12 protein-coding genes are annotated in these 15,580 nt (G+C 68.2%); 1 reads left to right on the top strand and 11 read right to left on the bottom strand.

All coding sequences use genetic code 11. The features are described from left to right. Positions 1–313: 313 nt before the first annotated feature. Positions 314–1,654 (top strand): sodium-dependent transporter, encoded by a 1,341-nt coding sequence (locus C664_RS04920; RefSeq protein WP_038010943.1) that lies wholly within the window; start codon positions 314–316, stop codon positions 1,652–1,654. A 29-nt stretch (positions 1,655–1,683) separates the two neighbouring features. Here the strand turns inward: C664_RS04920 and C664_RS04915 are convergent, their stop codons facing one another. From C664_RS04915 to C664_RS04865, 11 genes are all read right to left on the bottom strand, one after another. Continuing rightward, entirely contained in the window at positions 1,684–2,142 is a 459-nt protein-coding gene (locus C664_RS04915) for an Lrp/AsnC family transcriptional regulator (protein ID WP_004254091.1), read from the bottom strand. Positions 2,143–2,238: 96 nt separating this feature from the next. Beyond that, positions 2,239–2,583, bottom strand: a complete 345-nt coding sequence (locus tag C664_RS04910; protein WP_004254089.1) for an FKBP-type peptidyl-prolyl cis-trans isomerase — start codon at positions 2,581–2,583, stop codon at positions 2,239–2,241. 35 nt (positions 2,584–2,618) lie between these two features. Next, a complete protein-coding gene (gene msrA, locus C664_RS04905) occupies positions 2,619–3,185 on the bottom strand; it encodes a peptide-methionine (S)-S-oxide reductase MsrA (protein WP_004254088.1) in 567 nt (188 codons plus the stop codon). A gap of 99 nt (positions 3,186–3,284) precedes the next feature. After that, entirely contained in the window at positions 3,285–7,406 is a 4,122-nt protein-coding gene (locus C664_RS04900) for a translocation/assembly module TamB domain-containing protein (protein WP_232435065.1), read from the bottom strand. Positions 7,407–7,520: 114 nt separating this feature from the next. Beyond that, positions 7,521–8,318 carry an indole-3-glycerol phosphate synthase TrpC gene (gene trpC, locus C664_RS04895; protein ID WP_004254085.1) on the bottom strand — a complete coding sequence of 266 codons (798 nt, stop codon included), beginning with the start codon at positions 8,316–8,318 and terminating at the stop codon, positions 7,521–7,523. Continuing rightward, a complete protein-coding gene (gene trpD / locus C664_RS04890; protein ID WP_004254083.1) occupies positions 8,315–9,361 on the bottom strand; it encodes an anthranilate phosphoribosyltransferase in 1,047 nt (348 codons plus the stop codon). The genes trpC and trpD overlap by 4 nt, the downstream gene beginning before the upstream one ends. Positions 9,362–9,375: 14 nt before the next feature. Further along, positions 9,376–9,963, bottom strand: a complete 588-nt coding sequence (locus C664_RS04885; RefSeq protein WP_004254080.1) for an aminodeoxychorismate/anthranilate synthase component II — start codon at positions 9,961–9,963, stop codon at positions 9,376–9,378. Between the two features lie 10 nt (positions 9,964–9,973). Next, complete coding sequence (trpE, locus tag C664_RS04880; protein WP_004254078.1) at positions 9,974–11,449, bottom strand: anthranilate synthase component I; 1,476 nt, start codon at positions 11,447–11,449, stop codon at positions 9,974–9,976. A 229-nt stretch (positions 11,450–11,678) separates the two neighbouring features. Further along, on the bottom strand, positions 11,679–12,359 hold the full coding sequence (locus tag C664_RS04875) for a phosphoglycolate phosphatase (RefSeq protein WP_004254075.1): 681 nt from the start codon (positions 12,357–12,359) through the stop codon (positions 11,679–11,681). Further along, a complete protein-coding gene (gene rpe, locus C664_RS04870) occupies positions 12,356–13,051 on the bottom strand; it encodes a ribulose-phosphate 3-epimerase (protein WP_004254073.1) in 696 nt (231 codons plus the stop codon). Before rpe ends, C664_RS04875 begins: the two co-directional genes overlap by 4 nt. Before the next feature lie 84 nt (positions 13,052–13,135). Next, a complete protein-coding gene (locus C664_RS04865; protein ID WP_004254071.1) occupies positions 13,136–15,568 on the bottom strand; it encodes a GspE/PulE family protein in 2,433 nt (810 codons plus the stop codon). Between the last annotated feature and the right edge of the window lie 12 nt (positions 15,569–15,580).

Below are 15,580 nucleotides of genomic sequence, written 5' to 3'. Positions count from 1 at the left end.
TTCTCGCTGCCGGCATTAGATAAGAAAAACTGTTCCGCACATCACCATTACTATTCGCCGCGTCCGACAGCCGTCATCCGACTGCGCGACACCATAAGAGCAGGGACCAGCGAGATGGCCCGACCGGGCCTTGAGCTCGCCGCACAAACGGCAAGCTCACGGCTAAACTGCCGCCTTTTTTGTCCCGCCGCGCCAAGAGCGCCGACATGAAACGAGGAGACTACCGTGATCCAAACCAGCACCCCTGGCGCGCTGCGGCACCCTGCGCGCACCAGTCCGCCATCGACGCCGACCCTGTGTGAGGTGCGATGAGATGAGCGCCACCACACACGCCCAATGGTCCTCGCGGATGGGCTTCGTGCTCGCCGCCACCGGGTCGGCCGTCGGCCTCGGCAACATCTGGAAGTTTCCCTACATGGTCGGCCAGAGCGGTGGCGCGGCCTTCGTGCTCGTCTACCTGCTGTGCATCGCCCTGATCGGCGTGCCCATCCTGGTGTCGGAATGGATGATCGGCCGCCGCGGCCAGAAGAACCCGATCAACACCATGGCCCAGCTTGCCCGCCAGCACGGGCACACGCGCAACTGGGCGCTCGTCGGTATCGTCGGCGTGCTCGCCGCCTTCCTCATCCTGTCCTTCTATTCGGTGATCGGCGGCTGGGCGCTGGCGTACATGCGCGACGCCGCCACCGGCACCTTCAGCGGCCTGGACAAGGACGGTATCGCCGCCATCTTCGACGGCTTCCTCGCCAGCCCCGCCGAGCTGCTCACCTGGCACAGCGCCTTCATGCTGCTGACCGTGGTCATCGTCGCGATGGGCGTCTCCGCGGGCCTCGAGCGCGGCAGCAAGGTGATGATGCCGGCGCTGGCGCTGATCCTGATGGTGATGGTGGGCTACGGCATGACCACCGGCGCCTTCGGCCAGGCCGTCGCCTACCTGTTCAACCCCGACTGGACCAAGCTCGACGGCTCGGTGCTGCTGGCCGCGCTCGGCCACGCATTCTTCACCCTGTCGCTGGGGATGGGGATCATGATGGCCTACGGCTCCTACCTCGGCGAGGACGTGAACCTGCTGCGCGCCGCACGCACCGTCGTGATCATGGACACCACCTTCGCGCTGTGCGCCGGCCTGGCGATCTTCCCGATCGTGTTCGCCAACGGCCTCGACCCCGCCGCCGGCCCTGGCCTGGTGTTCGTCACCCTGCCGCTGGCCTTCGGCAACATGGGCGGCGGACTGGTGCTGGGCAGCCTGTTCTTCCTGCTGCTGACCTTCGCCGCGCTGACTTCGTCGATCTCGCTGCTGGAACCGGTGGTCGAGCTGCTCGAAGAACGCACGCCGATGAACCGCGTCACCGCCACCGTGGTCGCCGGCCTGACGATCTGGGCACTGGGCATCGCCGCCCTGCTCTCGTTCAACCTGTGGGGCGAGGTCAAACTCGCAGGCCTCAACATCTTCGACCTGCTCGACTACATCACCAGCAAGTTCATGCTCCCGCTGGCAGGCCTCGGCGCCATCGTGTTCGCTGCGTGGAAGCTGGAGCAGAACAGCGTGAAGCAGGAGCTGAACCTGGGCAACACCGGCTTTGCGGTGTGGTCGATCCTGGCGCGCTACGTGGCGCCGCTGGGCGTGCTGTACGTGTTCTGGAACAACCTGTAATCAGTCGATCACGGACGGCCCTGCCCGCCTTACAGCGGCAGGGCCGTTTCGTTCTTGATCTCGCGCAGCGCCACCGCCGAATGGGTGACGTCGATCTCGGGGATCTTGAGCAGGAAGTTGTGCATGAAGAGCGACAGCGCCTCGAGGTTCGGCAGGTAGAGCTTGAGCAGGCAGTCGGTCTCGCCCAGCAGCTCGTAGCATTCGACGACCTCCTCGCAGGCCTTCACCACCCGCTCGAAGCGGTCGAGCACGTCGGCGCTGTGCTGCTTGAGCTTCACCCGGACCCACACGCAGGTGCCCAGCCCCACCTTGTGGCGGTCGACCAGCGCCACGTAGCCGCGGATGACGCCCGCCTCCTCCATCTCTCGCACCCGCCGCCAGCACGGTGTGGCCGACATGCCCACCTTCTCGGACAGGGCCTGGGTGCTGAGGGTCGAATCTTTCTGCAGCAGCGTCAGGATGTTGCGCTGCGCCTGGTCGAGTTTCATGTCTCCCATCCCTCGATGGATGCGGCCGGTGGCCATGTCGTTATGAGGTGCAGCCTGAACCGGCCACCGCCGGGGCGGTGGCCGCGGTGCCCGCGCTTACAGCACCTTCAGCAGTTCGACTTCGAACACCAGCGTCGCGTTGGGCGGAATCACGCCGCCGGCGCCGCGCGCGCCGTAGCCCAGCTCGGGCGGAATCGTCAGCTTGCGCTTGCCGCCTTCCTGCATGCCCTGCACGCCTTCGTCCCAGCCGCGGATGACGTGGCCGGCGCCGAGCGGGAAGTTGAAGGGGTCGTTACGATCCTTGGACGAATCGAACTTGCGACCGTCGGTCAGCCAGCCGGTGTAATGCACCGACACCATCTTGCCCTTCACGGCGGTCTCGCCGGTGCCGACTTCGATTTCGTCGATGACGAGGCCGCTGGCGGTGGTGGTCTGGGTCATGCGCGTCTCCTGCTCGTGGGATAAAGACCGCGATTCTACCTGCCGTCGCGACGGCGGCGCTCGCCGAACTTGGCGCGAAACTTCGCGATCTTGGGCGCCACCACGTACTGACAGTAGGGCTGGTCGCTGTTGTGGGTGTAGTAGTCGTGATGTTCCGCCTCGGCCGGCCAGAACGCCGGCGCGCGCTCGACCCTGGTCACGATGGCCTTGGGGAACACGCGCAGTTCGCCCAGCTCCTCGATCAGCGCCAGCGCGGTATGCAGCTGGTCGTCGCTGGTGACGAAGATCACCGAGCGATACTGAGGCCCCACGTCGTTGCCCTGGCGGTCGACCGTGGTCGGGTCGTGGATGGTGAAGAATATCTCCAGCAGCTCGCGGTAGCCGACGACAGCGGGATCGAAGTCGATCTTCACCACTTCGGCATGCCCCGTACCCCCGGTGCACACGGCGCGGTAGGTGGGGGCGTCGACGTGACCGCCGCAATAGCCCGAGGTCACGGCGTGGACGCCCTCGACCTCGAGGAACACGGCCTCGAGGCACCAGAAGCAGCCTCCGCCCAGGATGGCGGTCTCGAGAGCGGGGGACGGTTGCGATTCGGTCATCTTGCTTGCACTCCAAGGGTGATCGGTCTGCCTGCACAGACCGCGGCCAGACGCATTCATTCCCCACCCGCCGCAAGTGCCGGCACCGGACCGGCTGACTCAGCGGAAGGAGAAGCTGTAATAGAGATCGAGCGAGTTGTCGGTGCCGCCGCGCGCGACGAGCGACAGGCGGCGCGACAGCTGGTAGCTGAGCTTCACCAGGGTTTCGGCCCCCCCCAGGCTCTGCTCGAAGGACAGGAACAGGTCGGTGCCGAGGCGCTTGCCCAGGCTCAGCACCTGGCCGGAGACGGATGGCCCGCTGGCGATCGTCGAGCCGCCGCCGACCACGCGGCTGGTCGCGGCGCGCGAGGTGCTGTTGAGTTCGCCCTGGCCGATCGAGAAGCTGTCGAAGCCGAGGCTGCGCGACAGTTCGTCGGTCATGCCACCGCCCGGTCCGCCCAGCAGCGCCTGCGCCGCCGGCAGCAGCAGGCCGAGATCGGCGCCCGCGCCGGCATCCGGCGCACGGCCGAGCACGATCCACGAGAGTTTCTCCGGGTCGGGCACGTTCGGCTCGGACACCAGACGGACCTGCGGTCGCTTGGCGCTGCCGGTGACGGCGACGCCGGCCTCCACCGCCAGCCCCTTGCGCAGGGCGACGATGTTGAGACCGGGCGCGTCGAGCGGCCCCTGGAAGTTGACCACGCCGCGATCGATGACGAGGTTCTGCCCATAGCCGCGATAGCTGCCGCCCACCGTGGAGATGGTGCCGACCGCCGACAGCGGTTGCCCGGGGCGCAGGCGCAGGCGCAGGTCGCCCGCCAGCCGCGTCTCGAGTCCCATCGCCGACAGGAAGAGCGCGTCGCCCAGGCCGACGCGCACGTCCGCCTCGAGCGCGAAGTTGCCACTGCGCACCTCGTCGCGACCGAGCACAACGACGTCGTCCGACAGGCTCGGCGGCAGCGTCTCGGCGAACTCGATGTAGCCGGCGTCGGCGCGGAAATCCGCATCGAGCGTGAGCGAACTCCAGCTGCTGCGCGCCGTACCCTGGCCCGACAGGATCATCCAGCGATCGTCACGCTGCAGCAGCGGCAGGCGGTCGGCAGCGAAGCGGAAGCTGCCCGCACCGCTGTCGAGCAGCACCTCGCCGCTGGCGGTGAAGCGACCGGGCTCGGCGGTGAGGCGCTCGAAGGGGATGCGGCCCTCACGCGGACGCACCCTGTTCGGCGACACGAAGGCGAGACGCTCGAGCCGCACCCGGTCGCTGTCGAAGCTGGCGGTGAATTCGCCCCCCGACAGGATCAGCCCCTGGTCGACGAGCGCCACTTGCAGCGCGCGACCGTCGAGCCGGCCGCTGGCGAGCGGCGCATCAAGCGTGCCGGCCAACTCGACCCGCCCCTGCAGCCGGCCCGCGGTCTCGACGTTCTCGCGCATCAGCCGGCCCAACCAGGTGATGGACGGCATGTCGAGCTCTGCCGCGCCGGACAGGGCCGTGTCCGGCGGCAGCGTCCATTGCCCATCGGCCGTGCGCCGCGCACGCAGGCCGGCACGGGCCTGCAGCCGGCCGAACTCGCTGCCGCGCGCATCCGCGGTGAGCGTCAGGCGGTCGCCGCGTGCGGTGAGCACCGCCTCCAGCGCCTCCAGCCCGAGCCGGGTGCGGATCTCGCCCTCGACCGTCAGGTCGCCGGCCTCACGGAACACGCGCAACTGACCGTCGAGCGTGTCGCCCATCGACAGATCCCAGTCAGCGCCCAGCACCAGCGGTCCGGGACCGCGCCGGGGGCGGCCGTCGGGCCGCGACACGAGGCCGAAGCTGAGTCCGCTCAGCGCGCCGCGCGCGACCGCCTTCCGCGGCGACCAGGCCGTCTCCTCCAGGCGAATGCGACCGTTTTCGCCGGCACTGAGCTCCGCGGCGCCGAGCTGGAGCGCCGTCGGTGACACGAGGAGGCGCGCAGGCGCCACGAGACGCGACACGAAGCGGCCGGCCGTCTCGAACACCCTCAGTTCGCCCGCCCAACTCGGCCCCCGGGCCACCTGCTCGAACCCACCCTGCAAGCCCAGGCGCAGGCTGTCCGCGCCATCGTCGCGCGTGGGCGTCTGCAGCGCGAGCTCCAGTTCGTGCCGGGCGCGCGTACCGGATGCAGACAGGCGTGCGCTGGCCAGCCAGTCCGGTAAGGCAACACCGTCAGCGTCCGTACCCAGTGGCCCCAGCCCAGTCAGCCCAGCGGACAGCTGGAACGGCCCGTCAGCGCCGGCCTCCAGGCGGGCCGCACCGTTCGCGCCGAGCAGGCGCACCTTGCCCGGCAGGCGCAGAGCCTCACCGAAGAACTGCACTTCGCCGGCCGGCGCCGCCAGCGTGCCGCGCACCTGACCGCGAGCGCCGGCACGTCCGCCCAGACCGTGACCGAGCGCATCGAGTCGCGGCGCATCGAGCGCCAGGTTGAGCGCATCGCCCGCTCCGCCCCAGGCCCCTTCCGCACGCAAGGTGTTACCGGCGAGTTCAAGCGCAAGCTCGACCTCTGGCAGGCGCATGCCCTCGACGCGCACACGGCCCTTCCCGCCCAGCGCCAGGCCCTCGAGCCGGCTGTCCGGAATGTTGAAGGTCGCCGCCAGCATGCGCGGCACACCCCGCTCGGACAGTTCGCCCGACGCCTTGAGATCGAGGTTCAGCCGCGCCTGTGGCGCTTCGGCCAGCCAGGCACGCGGATCGAGGTTACGCAACGTCGCGTCGAGCATGAAGTGGCGGGGCGGCCCGTCCGCCACCACGCCCTCCTTCCCGCCATCGTGGGCAGGGCTGGCGGCAGCGGTGCCAGCACCGGATTCGGCCGGATCGGCGCGTTGCGCCGGGCTGCCGGCACCCGTATCGGCGGTCACTGCGCTCAACTCGGCGCGGGCGTCGATACGCGCCGCACCGAGCGCGAGCGCCAGCGCGGCCTGCTGGCGCTGCGCATCGCCTTCGGCGTCCACGCGGCCTGCCAGCCGCTGGCGTGGCAGGCGTCCATCCAGGCTGCGCATGTCGATGCCCGCCAGTTCCAGCGCCGCGGTGAGTTGGCCGACGCCACTCTGCAGCGCGCTCTCGCCGGTCGCAGCCCTCGGCGGGCGCCACTCCAGGTGACCGCTGACACGCCCGTCGCCCGGCAGGCGGATGTCGAGTGCATCCACGGCGATCGCCGCCTGCGTCCAGTCGAGGATGCCCGCCAGCGAAACGAGGGGGAGCCCCCCGGCATCGACCGCCGCCGGGCTGCGGTTCGTCAGGCGGATGGGTCCGGCGAGCAAGGTCGCCGTGCCCTCTACCGCGGCCAGCTCCGCCTCGATACTGAGAGCGGCACGCGGCGCCTCCGCGACGAACGCGGCCGGATCGATCTCTCCGGCCGAAAGCTTGAGTGCGCGCAGCGGCGTGTCGCTGAAAGGTGCCGCCAGCAGCTCCGCATGCGCCGTGAGCCCTTCGGCGGACGCCTCCACCACGACCTTCGGCGCCAGCAAGGTCTCGCCAACGGTGAGACGGGCCTCGAAGGCACGGCCCTCGAACGCCCCGTCGAAGCGGCCGCTGGCGTCCAGCGCGAAAGGCGCAAGGCCGTCGATACGCGCCGCCAGGGTCAGCTGCCCCTGTGGCAAGGTCACGGACAACGCGCGCAACGCATGCCGGCGGCCATCGCTGTCGATCGCGGCGCTCAGGTCCGCCAGCCAGAACCCCTGCCCGGCGGCAGCCTGAACCGCATCCGCCGCGGCCTCGCCCGTGTTGCCCAGGGTCTCGGCCGCCTCGTCGAGCTGGCGCGCGGCCTCGCTGACCGGATCGCCAGCCGGCTCAGCCGGAGATCCGGCGCCGATGCCCAGTTCCCGCAAGTCGAAGCGACCCAGGGTCAGGGAGCGCAGCTCGACCTGCAGCGGCAGTTGCAGGTCGCCGGGTGGCGTCGGCGGTGCATTGGAAGCCTCATCGCTGCGGCGAGCCAGCTCGATGCGCGCGACCGCAAGCCGGTCGACCACCAGCCGACGCTGCAGGAGCGGCGCGGCCTGCCAGTCCAGCTCGAGCGCTTCGAGGTGGAGTCGCAGGTCCGGCGTGTGGTAGCGCAGCGCATCGATGCGCAGCGGACCGAAGACGCGCCCGTGGGCGCCGTCGATCTGCAGCGCACCACCGGTCGCGCGCTGCGCCAGGGCCACTGCGGCTTCCAGCCCGGAGCGCGTGCCGACCAGCCAGGCCGCAACGCCGGTCACCAGCGCCAGCACGAGCACGATGGCAAGCGCCACGCGCCGCCATAGGCGGACGCGCTGTCGCTGGCGCCGCGGCCCGTTCGCGGGCCCGTTCCCGGCCGGCGTCGGCTCGTCGTTCATCGGACGCCCGGACGCGTTGCAGGGCCCGGCTTAGCCGAACAGGGCGCGCAGGCCCTCGCCCGGATCGTCGACGCGCATGAAGGCCTCGCCGACGAGGAAGGTCTGCACCGCGTTGTCCCGCATCAGGCTCACGTCTTCGGGCTTGAGGATGCCGGATTCGGTGACGACGATGCGTCCCGCCGCCCCGGTGGCGATGCGCGGCAGCAGGTCGAGCGTGGTCTGCAGCGAGACCTCGAAGGTGCGCAGATTGCGGTTGTTGATGCCGATCAGCGGCGTCTGCAGCTGCAGCGCGAGTTCGAGCTCGGCCGCGTCATGCACCTCGACCAGCACCGACATGCCGAGCGCGATGGCGATCTGCTCCATGTCGCGCATCAGCGGCAGCTCGAGGCACGCGGCGATCAGCAGGATCGCATCCGCCCCCATCGCACGCGCCTCGAACACCTGATAGGGGTCGACGAGGAAGTCCTTGCGCAGCACCGGCAGGTGGCAGGCAGCACGGGCCGCCTGCAGGTATTCGGGCGCACCCTGGAAGAAGGGGCGGTCGGTCAGCACCGACAGGCAGGCAGCACCAGCGCGCTCGTAGGACGCGGCGATGTCGGCCGGCCGGAAGTCGGCGCGGATCACGCCCTTGGACGGGCTGGCCTTCTTGATCTCGGCGATGACCGCAGCGCGCCCTGCGGCATGCCGGGTGCGGATGGCACCGACGAAATCGCGTACGGCAGGCGCCGCCTCGGCCTCGTCACGGACGACGGATAGCGGCCTCGTGGCTGAGGCGGCCGCAACCTCCTCGACCTTGACCGCGCAGATCTTCTTCAGGATGTCGGTCATTGCGCACTCCGGAACTGCTGGGTAAAGCGTACGAACTCGTCGAGCTTGGCGCGTGCCGCACCGCTCTCGATGACTTCGCGCGCACGCCGCACGCCCTCGCCGATCGAGTCGACCAGGTTGGCCGCGTACAGGGCCACGCCGGAATTGAACACGACGATGTCGCGCGCCGGCCCTGGCTGGTTGTTCAGCACGCCAAGCAGCACCTCGCGCGATTCGTCGGCATTCTCTACGCGCAGGTTGCGGTTGCTGGCCATCGGAATGTCGAAATCCTCGGGGTGGATCTCGTATTCACGGACCTGACCGTTCTTCAGCTCGCCCACCAGGGTCGCGCCGCCCAGGCTGACCTCGTCCATGCCATCGAGGCCATGCACGACCAGCACATGATTGGCGCCCAGGCGCTCCATCACGCGCGCCTGGATGCCGACGAGGTCGGGGTGGAACACGCCCATCAAGGTGTTGGGTGCTCCGGCCGGGTTGGTCAGCGGACCGAGGATGTTGAACAGCGTCCGCACGCCCATCTCGCGCCGGACTGCCGCCACGTTCTTCATCGCGCTGTGGTGGGCCGGGGCATACATGAAACCGATGCCGGTGGCCTCGATGCATTCGGCGACCTGCACTGGCGTGAGATCGAGATTGACGCCGAGCGCCTCGATGACGTCGGCCGCGCCGGACTTCGACGACACGCCGCGCCCGCCATGCTTGGCGACACGCGCGCCCGCCGCCGCGGCAACGAAGATCGTCGTGGTGGAAATGTTGAACGTGTTGGCACCATCGCCGCCGGTGCCGACCACATCCAGGAAGTGATCATGCGGTGGCTTGACCTCGACCTTGGTCGACATCTCCCGCATCACGGTTGCGGCGGCGGAGATCTCGCCGATGGTCTCCTTCTTGACGCGCAAACCGGTGAGGATGGCCGCGGTCATGACCGACGACACCTCGCCGGCCATGATCTGGCGCATCAGCGACAGCATCTCGTCGTAGAAGATCTCGCGGTGCTCGATGGTGCGTTGCAGGGCCTGCTGGGGTGTGATCGTGTTGGGCATGGTGTCGTCCGGGATCAGGCGGCGGCGGGCACGGGGCCGCTGCGGTCGAGAAAGTTGCGCAGCAGGTCGTGGCCGCGCTCGGTCAGGATCGATTCGGGGTGGAACTGCACGCCCTCGACATCCAGCTTCCGGTGGCGCACGCCCATGACTTCCCCGTCGTCGGTCCAGGCGGTAATTTCCAGACACGCCGGCAGGCTGTCGCGTTCAATCGCGAGCGAGTGATAGCGGGTGCAGGTGAGGGGGTTGGGCAAGCCGCGGAACACGCCGACGTCCTTGTGATGCACCGGCGAGGTCTTGCCGTGCATGAGCTTCTGCGCATGCACGATGCGCCCGCCGAAGGCCGCACCGATGCTCTGGTGGCCGAGGCAGACACCGAGGATGGGGAGCTTGCCGGCGAACGCCTTGATGGCCGGCACCGAGATGCCGGCCTCCGCCGGAGAGCACGGCCCGGGCGAGATGACGAGCTGGTCGGGCTTCATCGCCTCGATCTGTTCGAGGGTGATCTCGTCGTTGCGATACACCTTCACCGTGGCGCCCAGTTCACCGAAGTACTGCACCAGGTTGTAGGTGAAGCTGTCGTAGTTGTCGATCATCAGCAGCATGTCATCGCCCTCACTTCACCTCGGTGTCCAGGCCACCTTCGGCCATCTCGGCGGCACGCAGCATGGCGCGCGCCTTGCTCTGGGTTTCCTGCCATTCGGCATCGGGGTCGGAATCGGCAACGATGCCGGCGCCCGCTTGCACATGGATCTGGCCATCCTTGATGACCGCGGTGCGGATCGCGATCGCGAGGTCCATGTCGCCGTGGAAACCCAGGTAGCCGACCGCGCCGGCGTAGATGCCGCGCTTGACCGGCTCGAGCTCGTCGATGATCTCCATCGCCCGCACCTTGGGCGCGCCCGACACCGTGCCCGCCGGGAAGGTGGCGCGCAGCACGGCCAGCGCGTTGAGGCCGTCCTTGAGCTTGCCCTCGACATTGGAGACGATGTGCATCACATGCGAATAGCGCTCGATGGTGAAGCGCTCGGTGACCCTCACCGTACCGGTCTGCGACACGCGGCCGGCATCGTTGCGGCCGAGGTCGAGCAACTGGACGTGCTCCGCAATCTCCTTCGCATCGGCCAGCAGGTCCTTCTCCAGCGCCACGTCCTCGGCCACCGTGGCGCCCCGCTTGCGCGTGCCTGCGATCGGACGCACGGTGACGACGTCGTCCTCGAGCCGCGTCAGGATCTCGGGCGAGGCGCCGACGACGTGGAAATCCTCAAAGTTGAAATAGAACATGTAGGGCGAGGGATTCAGCGAGCGGATCGCGCGGTACAGCGCCATCGGGCTCGCCGCGTAGGGCTTGCTCATGCGCTGCGACAGCACGACCTGCATCACGTCGCCATCGACGATGTACTGCTTGGCACGGCGCACGGCGTCCTTGAACGCATCCTCGCCGAAGCTCGATACCGCAGTCGCGGGCTCGGCGCGCGAATCCTCGGGCACCTGCACCGGCGCACGCAGGCGGGCCAGCAGCTCGCGAAGGCGCTTCTGCGCACGCTTGAAGGCGCCAGGGACCTCCGGCTCGGCATACACGACCAGGGTCAGCTTGCCGCTGAGGTTGTCGACGATGGCGACTTCCTCGGACAGCAGCAGCAGGATGTCGGGCGTGCCGACGGGGTCGGGCTTGTCGGTCTTGGCCAGCTTGGGCTCGATGTAGCGCACCGTGTCGTAGCCGAAGCAGCCGACCAGGCCGCCGGCGAAGCGCGGCAGGTGCTCGCGCGGCGGCACCTTGATGCGGTTCATGAACTCGGCGACGAAGTTGAGCGGATCACCGTAGTCGCGGCGCTCGACCAGGCGGTTGCCGGTGAGCAGCAGCGCCGAGCGGTCATAGACCTCGATGCGGGTCGGCGACGACAGGCCGATGAAGGAATAGCGGCCGAAGCGTTCGCCGCCCTGCACCGACTCGAGAAGATAGGTGTAGGGCTCGTTGGCAAGCTTCAGGTAGATGGACAGCGGCGTGTCGAGATCGGCAAAGGTCTCGAGCGTGACCGGAATGCGGTTGTAGCCCTCGGCGGCCAGGGCATTGAATTCTTGTTCGAGCATGGAGGCTCCACGTGAGTCGGTTCGAGCGGACGGTGCTGCAGCGGGCGGGATGGCCGGCGCGCCTTGGCGCACGGGACCCCGCTGGGGGGAATCGCGTTCAGTGGCCCAAAGGCCAACGCCAGCCACCGTGCCAGCCGGGCTGGACGGTGGAGAGGGCGGTGAGGAAGCGATCCCGGGGTGCGAGCATCACGATGTCGATCTGTAGTGGAGTATGCCGACAGACCCGCACTTATGCGGTAACGATATGATCGAGGGCCTGAAGTGCGTTCGATAGTAGCCCATCGCATTCGATGGTGTCCACCGGCACGCCTTCGCTGTAACCATAGGTGACCAGCAGCACCGGCATGCCTGCACCCTGCGCCGCCAGCGCGTCGTTGGCGGAGTCGCCGATCATCAGCGCTTCGGTCGGCGCCACGCCAAGTCGCTCGCACGCCAGGCGCACGGTCGCCGGATCCGGCTTCTTCACCGGCAGCGTGTCACCGCTGACGACGGTGTCGAAATGCGTGGCGATACCCATGCGCTCGAGCAGTGGCAACGTGAAGGCCTCGGCCTTGTTGGTGACGACCGCCAGCCGGATGTCGCGCCCGCGCAAGGCCTGCAGGGTTTCGATCACGCCGGGGTAGATCGCGGTGCGCGCGCCATTGACCACCGCATAGTGGCGGCGGAAGACCGCCACCGCGGTCTCGATCTCGGCCTCGGTCGCACGCGTGCCCTCGGTCATGCAGCGCCGCACGAGATTGGGAATGCCTTTGCCGACGAAGCTGTGGACCTCTTCCTGGCTGCGTGCCGGCCGGCCGAGTTCGGCCAGCATGAGGTTGGCGGCGTCGGCCAGGTCGGCGATGGTGTCGAGCAAGGTGCCGTCGAGGTCGAACAACACGGCCCGCGGCGCGAAGCGCGCGCTGGCGCTCATGCCGCCACCCTGGCCAGCTCGCCCCGCAGCGCGCCGATGATGGAATCGTAGCGGTTGGGATCGCTGTCCTTGCCAGCGCCGAACACCGCCGAGCCGGCGACGAAGGTGTCTGCGCCGGCGCGGGCGATCTCGGCGATGTTGTCGGTCTTCACCCCGCCGTCGATCTCGAGCAGGATGCGCCGCCCGGTGCGCGCCGCGTAGGCGTCGAGCTTCTCGCGCGCCAGACGCAGCTTGTTGAGCGTCTCGGGGATGAACTTCTGCCCGCCGAAACCGGGGTTCACACTCATCAGCAGCACCACGTCGAGCTTGTCCATGACGTGGTCCATGTGGTGCAGCGGCGTGGCCGGATTGAACACCAGCCCGGCCTGGCAGCCGGCATCGCGGATCAGGCCCAGGCTGCGGTCGATGTGCTCCGAGGCCTCGGGGTGAAAGGTGATGACGTTGGCGCCGGCCTTGGCGAAGTCGGGAATGATGCGGTCGACCGGCTTCACCATCAGATGCACGTCGATGGGCGCGGTGGTGTGCGGCCGGATCGCCTCGCACACCAGGGGGCCGATGGTGAGATTGGGGACGTAGTGGTTGTCCATCACGTCGAAGTGGATCCAGTCGGCGCCTGCGGCGATGACGTTGCGCACTTCCTCGCCGAGACGGGCGAAGTCGGCGGACAGCAGGCTGGGGGCGATGCGGTACATGGGCAGTCTCCGGAAGGCGGGGTCAGCACCGGATTCTAACCGCCTGACGCGCCTGCGCGGGCAAGCGTGGCAGGCGGACGCAGTTCAGCGCACGCAGACCTTGCGCACCTGCTTCATGTCGGTGATGCCGGCCAGCACCTTCTCCATGCCGTCCTGGCGCAAGGTGCGCATGCCTTCGGCAAGTGCCTCGCCGAGGATCTGGTCGACGCGCCCGCGCTCCTGGATCAGGCGCTTGATCTGTGCCGAGCCGAGCATCAGCTCGTGCAGGCCCACCCGCCCCTTGTAGCCGTGGTTGCACTCGCCGCAGCCGACCGGGCGGTAGAGCGTGAAATGCCCGGCCTGATCCGCGAAGCTCTTGCGCCAGCGTTGCAGGACCTCGGCACGCGCCGCGGCAGGGTCGGCCTGGAAGCGGGGCGTCAGGTGCATGTCCTCGCAGTACTCCTCGAGCAGCAGACGCACCTCGTCGTCGTCGGGACGATAGGCCTCACGGCATTTCAGGCACAGGCGCTTGGCCAGGCGCTGGGCAAGCACGCCGATCAGCGCGTCGGCGAAGTTGAACGGGTCCATGCCCATGTCGAGCAGACGCACGACGGACTCGGGGGCACTGTTGGTGTGCAGGGTCGAGAACACCAGGTGGCCGGTGAGCGAAGCTTCGATGCCGACCGCCACCGTCTCGTGGTCGCGCATCTCGCCCACCATGATCACGTCCGGGTCGGCACGCAGGAAGGCGCGCATCATGGTCGCGAAGTCGATGCCCGCCTTGCGGTTGACCTGCACCTGACGCAGGCCGCGCTGCGTGATCTCGACCGGGTCTTCGACGGTCCAGATCTTGGTGTCGGGCGTGTTGATGTAGCTGAGGATCGAGTGCAGGGTCGTCGTCTTGCCCGAGCCGGTGGGGCCGCAGACGAAGAAGATGCCGTAGGGCTTGTTGATCGCTTCCTTGAGCCGTTCGAGGTTGAACGACATCAGCCCGAGCTGATCCATCGGAATCGGCTCATTGCTCGCGAGGAGGCGCATCACGACATCTTCGAGCCCGCCCTGCGTGGGCAGCGTCGCCACGCGCAGCTCGATGTCGAGCGGCGCGAACTTGCGGAACTTGATCTTGCCGTCCTGGGGCTTTCGCCGCTCGGAGATGTCGAGATCGCACATGATCTTGATGCGCGTCACGAGCGGATTGCGGTAGCTGGCCGGCACCTCGATGTAGGGCACGAGCGAGCCGTCCTTGCGGAAGCGGATCAGCGTCTTCTCCCTGCCCGGCCGCGGCTCGATGTGGATGTCCGAAGCCCCCTGGCGGTAAGCCTCGATGATGATGCGATTGACCAGCTTGACGAGCTCGTTGTCGGCCGCGGCCGAGACGTCGTCGCCGACCGCGCCCGGCTCGTCGTCACGTTCGTCCATGTCGGACAGGATGTCGCTGACCGAACCGTCGTCGATCGACTCACCGAAGTACTGCTCCACCGTCTGCGCGAACTCGCGCGCCGAGGTCACCCTGTAGCTGAGCCGCTTCTTCGACAACACGTTCTGTGCCACGCACGAACTGCGCACCTGCTCGGGATCGACGCACAGGATCACGACCCCGTCACCGTTCTCCTCGTAGGGAAGCCACAGGCTCTGCTGGACGTAGTCACGCTTGATGTTGCGCAGCAGGTCCATCGGCTTGACGTGATTGGGCAGGAAGGGCTGGTAGGGCACACCGAAGTAGCGGGCCGCGGCCTCGCCAAGCTCGGCCACGCTCAGGCCGAGCACGTCGATGAGGATCGTCTCGGTATTGAGGTCGCCGGTGCGCGCTTCGCGGATGACCTGCCGCAGTTCCTCGGCCGTGATACGCCCGTCGGCCACCAGCGCATCGAAGCGCGACCGCAGGCGCGCCGGTTTCTCGGCATGGCGCGCGAACGCGACGCCGAGCGTCTGCGTCAGGCCCAGCAGCCCCTCTTCGGCCACGTTGCTGAACGCGCCTCCGCTCTGGCTGTTGATGAGCTGGATGACGCCGATGACGCGCTCGCTGTCCGGGTCTCGGATCGGCGCCACGAGCATCTGGCGGGAGCGAAAACCGGTACTGGCGTCCACCTCGCGCTTGAAGTGAAGACTGGGCGAGATGGCGGCCAGCTCGGCCTGGTCATACACGTCGGCAATGTTGACCGGCCTGCCGGTCAGGGCGACAAAGCCGGCGATGCTGCTGTCGGCCACCGGGAGACGAATGCTCTGCACCGAGTCCAGGCCCGTCTTGACGCGCGTGACGATCGTCGTGCCCTTGTCCTCCAGGGTGTAGATCGTCAGCCGCTGCGCCTCGAACAGGGCACACAGATCTGCGGACAGTTCGAGGATGATCTCGTCGACGTCGTTGCTGGCATGGATGCGATTGGTGACGACCTGCAGCCCCTTGAAGAAGGCCAGGCGACGTGACACCGCACTACCTTGCTGCAGCTTGCCAATGGTCGCCGCCAACGGACCGGTAGCCTCCTGGGCAGCTTTCGCCTGCGCGGCGGATTGCTGCGGATCGTCGTGCAACTGCGTCATTCGCGAAGTCCC

Origin of the sequence: Thauera sp. 63 (genome assembly GCF_000310165.2) — a bacterium.
Lineage (GTDB): Bacteria > Pseudomonadota > Gammaproteobacteria > Burkholderiales > Rhodocyclaceae > Thauera > Thauera humireducens.
This window is presented reverse-complemented; position numbering and strand designations above follow the sequence as displayed.